This is a genomic window from Kineococcus glutinatus (assembly GCF_039542765.1).
In the GTDB taxonomy this organism is placed as follows: Bacteria; Actinomycetota; Actinomycetes; order Actinomycetales; family Kineococcaceae; genus Kineococcus_A; species Kineococcus_A glutinatus.
The window spans coordinates 1-6,443 of record NZ_BAABIL010000461.1; the positions used below are offsets into that span (position 1 = coordinate 1).

The following is a 6,443-nucleotide window of genomic DNA, read 5'->3' on the forward strand; positions in this document are numbered from 1 at the left end:
CGCCGTGGGCTGGCGGGAGCCCGCACCGCCGCCCGCCGCCACCGCGGTGGGGGCGGCGCCGGCGCGGCCGCTGTGGCGCCGGGGGGTCGCGTGGGGCCTGACCCTGGCCTTCGCCGGGCAGGCGTTCGCCTTCTACGGCACCACGGCGTGGCTGCCGTCGCTGCTGGCCGACGAGCAGGGCCTCGACGTGGTGGCGGCCGGCGCCAGTTCCTCGATCTTCCAGGTGTGCGCGGTCGTGGGGTCGTTCGCGGTGCCCGTCCTGCTGCACCGGCTGCGCCGGCCGTGGCTGGTGGTGCTCGTCGTGGCCGCGGCGTGGGCGTGCCTGCCGCTGGGGTTGTTGCTGGCCCCGGCCGCGTGGGCGGTGTGGTGCGCCCTGGCGGGGGCCGCGCAGGGCGGTGGCATCACGGTGCTGTTCGTCGCGGTGGTGCTGCGGGCGCGGGACGCGGCGGAGAACCGCCGGCTGTCGGCGGCGATGCAGTGCGGTGGTTACGCCGTGGCCGCCACCGGCCCGCTGGCGGTGGGTGCCGCGCACGGCGCGAGCGGCGGCTGGACGGCCCCGCTGCTCGTCGTGCTGGCGGCCGTGGTCCTCCTGGCGGTGGCGGGTGCGCTGTCGGCCGGGCGCACGACGGTGCCGGCGCGCGACACCGCGTGAGGGGCGGTGCCGCGCGCCGGGGCGGACCGGGCAGGTCCGGCGGTCAGCTGATGGCCAGCCCGCCGTCGACGACGACGGTGGTGCCGTGCGCGAAGTCGTTGCGCACGAGGAACAGGACGGCCTGGGCGATCTCGGCCGGCTCGGCGGGGCGACCGGCCGGGGAGTCCTTCATCATCACCTCGACCCCGCTGCGGAAGGCGGAGGTGCCGAGGGTGTGGGTGGGGCCGGGCGCGACGGCGTTGACGTTGACGCCGTGCGGGCCGAACTCGGTGGCCCAGGAGCGGGTGAGCGATTCCAGCGCTGCCTTGCTCGCGCCGTAGGCCGCGGAGCTGGGTGTGCCCACGTGCGCGGCGACGCTGGAGATGTTGACGATCTTGCCCCTGCCGCGGGCGGCCATCTCACGGCCGACGGCGGCGGTGAGGAAGAAGGGGACCCGCACGTTGAGGTCGACCATGGCGTCGAACGTCTGCCGGTCGGTGTCGGCGGTCGGGAGGAAGGCGTAGGTGCCGGCGTTGTTGACGAGGACGTCGAGCGGGCCGTGCTCACCGGCTCGCTCGAGGAGGTCGTCCACCCCGCCGGGCGCCGTCAGGTCCACCGTGACGGCCCGCGCCCGCCCGGCGGCGGCCGCGATGGCCTCGACCACCTCCGCCGCGCGGTCGGCGTCGCGGCCGGCGACGAGGACGTGGGCGCCGTCGGCGGCGAGCGCCTCCGCCGTGGCGCGGCCGATGCCGGCCGTGGCGCCCGTCACGAGCGCGGTGGTTCCCTGCAGGTCCATCGTTCCCCCTCATCTGTACCGTTCAGTACAACCTATGCAGAATGTACTGAGCGGTACAAGAACGGGTAGGCTGCGGGCATGTCGAGGACCCCGCCGGCGCCGCGCACCGCCAAGGGGCGCGACAGCCGCGAGCGCATCGTCGAGGCGGCCGCCGCCCTGATGTCCCTGCGGGGCGTGGAGGCCACCAGCGTGGACGCCGTGCTCGAGGAGGCCGGCGCGGGCAAGAGCCAGCTGTACCACTACTTCGGGGACAAGCAGGGCCTCGTCCGCGCCGTCGTCGCGCACCGCGACGAGACGGTCGTGCACCGGCAGGGGGAACTGCTCGCCGCCGTCCGCTCCTGGGCGGACCTGCACGAGTGGTTCGACGGGGTCCTGGCCGGCCAGGTGGCCTCGCGGTGCCGGGTGGGCTGCCCGGTCGGCTCGCTGGCGGGTGAGCTCAGCGAGCGCGACGACGAGAGCCGCCGGCAGCTGGCCGCGGCGTTCACCCGCTGGGAGCAGGACATCGCCGCAGCGCTCGACCGGCTGCGGGCGGCGGGGCTGCTGTCCGCGGCCGCCGACACCGCGGCGCTGGCGGCCATGACGCTGGCGACGATCCAGGGCGCGCTGCTGCTGACGAGGACGACCCGGGACCCGCAGCGGCTGCGGACGGTGCTGGAGGAGGTGTTCGGCTACCTGAGGTCGTACGACACCTCCGGGTGAGGCGACCCGCCGGACGCTCCTCCCCGAGCGCGCCGGCGACGGCCGGCGCGCGGGCGCTCAGCCCCAGACCTCCTCGGCGACCTCCACGACGAGGCGCAGCTTCGCCCACTGCTCCTCCTCCGTCAGCGCGTTGCCCTCGGCGGTGGAGGCGAAGCCGCACTGCGGGGAGATCGCCAGCTGCTCCAGCGGGGCGAACCGGGCCGCCTCGTCGATGCGGCGCTTGAGGTCGTCCTTGTCCTCCAGCGCGGCGGACTTGCTCGTCACGATCCCCAGGACGGCCGTCTTGCCCGGCGGCAGGAACCGCAGCGGCTCGAACCCGCCGGAGCGGGAGTCGTCGTACTCCAGGAAGTAGCGGTCCACGTCGAGGCGGCCGAACAGCTGCTCGGCGACGGCCTCGTAGCCGCCGGTGGCCGCCCACGAGGAGCGGAAGTTGCCCCGGCACAGGTGGGTGCCCACGACCAGGTGCTCCGGGCGGCCGGCGAGGGTGGCGTTGACGCTGTCGACGTGCTGGGCGGCGACCTCGGCCACGCTCGAGCCGGCCTCCTCCAGGCGCCCGCGGATCGCGGGGTCGTCGAGGATGGCGAGGGAGACGTCGTCGACCTGCAGGTACGTCAGCCCGTCCTGCGCCAGGCGGCGGACCTGCTCCCGGTAGGCCGCCTGCACGTCCGCCAGGGCGGCGGCCACGTCGGCGTAGCCGCTGCCGGTGACGTCCGCGGGCGTGACGGCGGAGTGCACGTGGTTCACCGACGGGATCGACAGCTTCGGCGCCGCGGTGGTCACCGCCTGCCGCACCGCGGCGATGTCCCGGCCGAAGACGGTGTCCTGCAACCGCACCGGGCCGGTGATCCGCCGGGACGGCTCACCCCACCACACGACCTCCCCCTCGGGGGTGTGGAAGGGCACCCGGACCTCCGGGCCCGGCTCCACGCCCGGCAGGGAGAACACGAAGTCCAGGTGCCAGTAGTCGCGGCGCAGCTCCCCGTCGGTGGCCACCCGCAGGCCGGCCTCCTCCTGCCTGCGGACGACGTCGCGCACCGCCTCGTCCTCGACCGCGCGCACCTGCTCGTCGGTCAGCTCGCCGCGGGCGCGGGCGGCGCGGGCCTCGCGCACGGCCGCGGGGCGCAGCAGGCTGCCCACGTGGTCGGCGCGCAGGGTGCGCAGGTCGGTGGCGGGGGCGTCGGTGCTCACGGGGCTCTCCAGGTGCGGTGGTGCGGGGTGGTCCGGGTGCTCCCGGGTGGTGGTCCGGGCGCGGTCAGCGGCGCAGGGCCTGCGCGCGGTCAGCGGCGCAGGGCCTGCGCGAGGTCCTCCAGCAGGTCCTCGACGTCCTCCAGGCCGACCGACATCCGCAGCACGCCGTCGGTGAGCCCGATGGCGGCGCGGCCGGCCTCGCCCAGGCGCCGGTGCGTCGTCGTCGCCGGGTGCGTCGCCAGCGTCTTCGCGTCGCCCAGGTTGTTGGAGATGTCGATGACGCGCAGCGCGTCGAGCACCTCGAACGCGCGGTCCTTGCCGCGACCGGCGGGCGCGTCCAGCTCGAACGTGACGATCGTGCCGCCGGCGGTCATCTGCCGCTTGGCGAGGTCGAACTGCGGGTGGCTCTCCAGCAGCGGGTAGCGCACCCAGCGCACCCCCGGCTGCTCCTGGAGCCACTGCGCCACGCGCAGCGCCGAGGCGCTGGAGTGGCGCACCCGCAGCCCGAGGGTCTCCAGGCCCTTGGTGAGCGTCCAGGCGTTGAACGGGCTCAGCGCGGGGCCGGTGTGCCGCATGAGCTCGCGCACGGGGCCGTCGACGAACTCCGCGCGCCCCAGCACGGCGCCGCCCATGACCCGGCCCTGCCCGTCAATGTGCTTGGTCGCCGAGTACACGACGACGTCGGCGCCCAGCGGGATCGGCTGCTGCGCGACCGGGCTCACGAGCGCGTTGTCCACGACGACCTGCGCGCCGGCGGCGTGCGCCAGCTGCGACACCGCCTCGATGTCGACGAGGGTCTGCATCGGGTTGGCCGGGGTCTCGAAGAACACCGCCGTCGTCGGCTGCGACAGCGCCCGCTCCCACTGGGAGAGGTCCTCGCCGTCGACGAACACCGTCTCCACGCCCCAGCGCGGCAGGATCTCGTCGCACACGACGTAGCAGGAGCCGAAGAGGCTGCGGGCGGCGACGAGGCGGTCCCCCGCCCCCAGCAGCGCGGCCAGCGCGGTGAACACCGCCGACATGCCGCTGGCGGTGCCGAAGCAGGCCTCGGCGCCCTCGATGCTGCGCAGCCGCTCCTCGAACACGGCCACCGTGGGGTTGCCGTAGCGGGAGTAGACGAAGCGGTCGGACTCGCCGGTGAAGGCGTCCTCGGCGGCCGCGGCGGAGTCGTAGACGAACCCCGAGGTGAGGTACACGGCCTCGGAGGTCTCCTGGTAGCCCGATCGGGCGATGCCGCCGCGCACGCCGAGGGTGTCGGGGCGCAGCGGCGGGGTGGAGCCGCGCAGGCCCTCCGGGCCGGGCACCCCTCGGGGGACGCCGCCGGGGCCGGTCACGACTGCCGCCAGGGCAGGCCGGCGGCGCGCCAGCCGGAACCACCGCGGTGGCCGTCGGCGTCGAGGGGCCCCTCGAAGCCGTCGACGACGTTGTAGGCGCGCCCGGCGCCCGCGGCGGCCAGCGCCTCGGCGGCGGCGACGGAGCGCACCCCCGAGCGGCACAGCAGCACCACGGGGGTGTCGCCGTCGGGTCGCACGCCCGCCGCGGCCAGCTCCGCCACGAACGCCTCGGCGGCGCCCGGGGCACCGGTGCGCCAGGACACGAAGAGGGGCTGCTTGCCGTGTGCGGACACGTCGGGCACGCCGACGAAGCGCCACTCCGGGTCCGAGCGCACGTCCACGAGCACCGCGCCGGCATCGCTGCCGAGCAGTTCGTAGGCGGCCTCGGGGGTCAGGTCACCCGCGTAACTCACCTGTCGTCCTCCATCTCGCCCTGGGAGGAGCACCCGCACCCGCACCGGCGGGGGGTTGCTGCGGCGTCGGGGAGCCAGGTCTCTCGGCCGCTCTGGATGGCTGGACGCAGCGTAGCGAGCGCCCGGGGTCGCAGTCTCGCACGTCCCCGCCCCGCGGCCGCGCACCCTCCGGGCCCCCGTCCCCTCCCCGGAGCGCCCATCTCCGGATTTCGGCGCTCCAGGAGGGGCCTTCGAGCGCCCGAACCTGGAGATGGGCGCGCGGACAGGGCCTTCCGAGCGCCGAAACCCGGAGATGGGCGCTCAGCCCGGCGGCGCAGCCGGGGTTGACAAGCCCGGCCGGGGTCGTGGCACGCTCGGCACAGGTCATGAGCGCCAGCGCGAAGCCCCGGCTCGCTGGCCGGCAACCCTCCCTCCGCGGCGGGGTGCCCCGGGTGACGACCTGGCCGGTGCCGAGGTGGCACCGGCAAGCGCGGACCGGACGCAGCGCCCCGGTCCCGACCGGAAGGCACGCCCGTGTCCACAGCCACCCTGCCCCGCCCCGCCGCCGACGCCGCGGGCGCCCCCACCGGCACGATCGCCCCGCTGCTGCCCGTGGTGGGCGCCGACGTGCGGGTACCGCTGGTGACCGGCGCAACCGTCCGCTACGTCAACCTCGACAACGCCGCGAGCACTCCGGCGCTGGCCGCCGTCGCCGAGCACGTGGCCGCGGTGCTGCCCACCTACGCCAGCGTCCACCGCGGCGCGGGCTGGCTCTCGCAGCTGACCACCGCCCTGCACGAGCGCTCCCGCGCCGCCGTGGCCGCCTTCACCGGCGCCCGGCCCGACGACGTCGTGGTGTTCACCCGCAGCACGACCGACGCGGTGGACCTGCTGGCGCGCAGCGTGCCGGCCGGTGCGGCCGTCCTGGTCTGCGACCTGGAGCACCACGCGAACCTGCTGCCCTGGCAGCGGCGCGGCGCGACCGTGCTGGCGGCCGGGCCCACCCTCGACGGCACCGTCGAGGCGCTGCTCGCCGAGCTGCGCCGCACGCCGTACGCGCTGCTGGCCGTGACGGGGGCCTCCAACGTGACGGGCGAGGTGCTGCCGCTGGCGCGCATCGTGGCGTCGGCGCACGCGGTCGGCACGCGGGTGGCCGTCGACGGCGCGCAGCTCGTCCCGCACCGCGGCATCGACCTGGCGGCCTGCGGCGCGGACTGGGTGGCGCTGTCGGGGCACAAGCTCTACGCGCCGTTCGGGGCGGGCGCGCTGGTGGGCCGCCGCGACTGGCTGGACGCCGCCGAGCCCTACCTGGCCGGGGGCGGGGCGACGCTGGAGGTCGCGGTGGACGGGGTGCGCTGGGCCGGCGGCGCGCAGCGGCACGAGGCGGGTTCGCCCAACGTGCT

Annotated in this window: 7 protein-coding genes and 1 riboswitch; of the genes, 3 read left to right on the forward strand and 4 right to left on the reverse strand. The window is 76.2% G+C overall.

The genetic code is table 11. The features are described from left to right. On the forward strand, positions 1 to 652 hold a 652-nt coding region (locus tag ABEB16_RS16035), incomplete at its 5' end, for an MFS transporter (protein WP_345713227.1). Between the two features lie 43 nt (positions 653 to 695). Here ABEB16_RS16035 and ABEB16_RS16040 read toward each other — a convergent pair. Continuing rightward, entirely contained in the window at positions 696 to 1,427 is a 732-nt protein-coding gene (locus tag ABEB16_RS16040) for an SDR family NAD(P)-dependent oxidoreductase (protein ID WP_345713228.1), read from the reverse strand. Between the two features lie 78 nt (positions 1,428 to 1,505). Here ABEB16_RS16040 and ABEB16_RS16045 point away from each other — a divergent pair, with 78 nt between their 5' ends. Continuing rightward, the gene (locus tag ABEB16_RS16045; RefSeq protein WP_345713229.1) at positions 1,506 to 2,126 is read left to right on the forward strand and encodes a TetR/AcrR family transcriptional regulator; all 621 of its coding nucleotides are present in this window, start codon (positions 1,506 to 1,508) and stop codon (positions 2,124 to 2,126) included. Between the two features lie 57 nt (positions 2,127 to 2,183). Here the strand turns inward: ABEB16_RS16045 and ABEB16_RS16050 are convergent, their stop codons facing one another. The 3 genes from ABEB16_RS16050 to ABEB16_RS16060 form a co-directional block, all read right to left on the reverse strand. Continuing rightward, the gene (locus tag ABEB16_RS16050) at positions 2,184 to 3,314 is read right to left on the reverse strand and encodes a 5-methyltetrahydropteroyltriglutamate--homocysteine S-methyltransferase (RefSeq protein ID WP_345713230.1); all 1,131 of its coding nucleotides are present in this window, start codon (positions 3,312 to 3,314) and stop codon (positions 2,184 to 2,186) included. An 89-nt stretch (positions 3,315 to 3,403) separates the two neighbouring features. Continuing rightward, positions 3,404 to 4,618, reverse strand: a complete 1,215-nt coding sequence (locus ABEB16_RS16055) for an O-succinylhomoserine sulfhydrylase (protein ID WP_345713233.1) — start codon at positions 4,616 to 4,618, stop codon at positions 3,404 to 3,406. A 26-nt stretch (positions 4,619 to 4,644) separates the two neighbouring features. Continuing rightward, complete coding sequence (locus ABEB16_RS16060; protein WP_345713231.1) at positions 4,645 to 5,061, reverse strand: rhodanese-like domain-containing protein; 417 nt, start codon at positions 5,059 to 5,061, stop codon at positions 4,645 to 4,647. Positions 5,062 to 5,422: 361 nt separating this feature from the next. Then, a riboswitch (SAM riboswitch) is annotated at positions 5,423 to 5,537 on the forward strand. A 37-nt stretch (positions 5,538 to 5,574) separates the two neighbouring features. On the opposite strand from ABEB16_RS16060, the gene ABEB16_RS16065 reads away from it, so the two are divergent. Continuing rightward, positions 5,575 to 6,443: aminotransferase class V-fold PLP-dependent enzyme (locus ABEB16_RS16065; protein WP_345713232.1), on the forward strand; the 869-nt coding region annotated here is incomplete at its 3' end.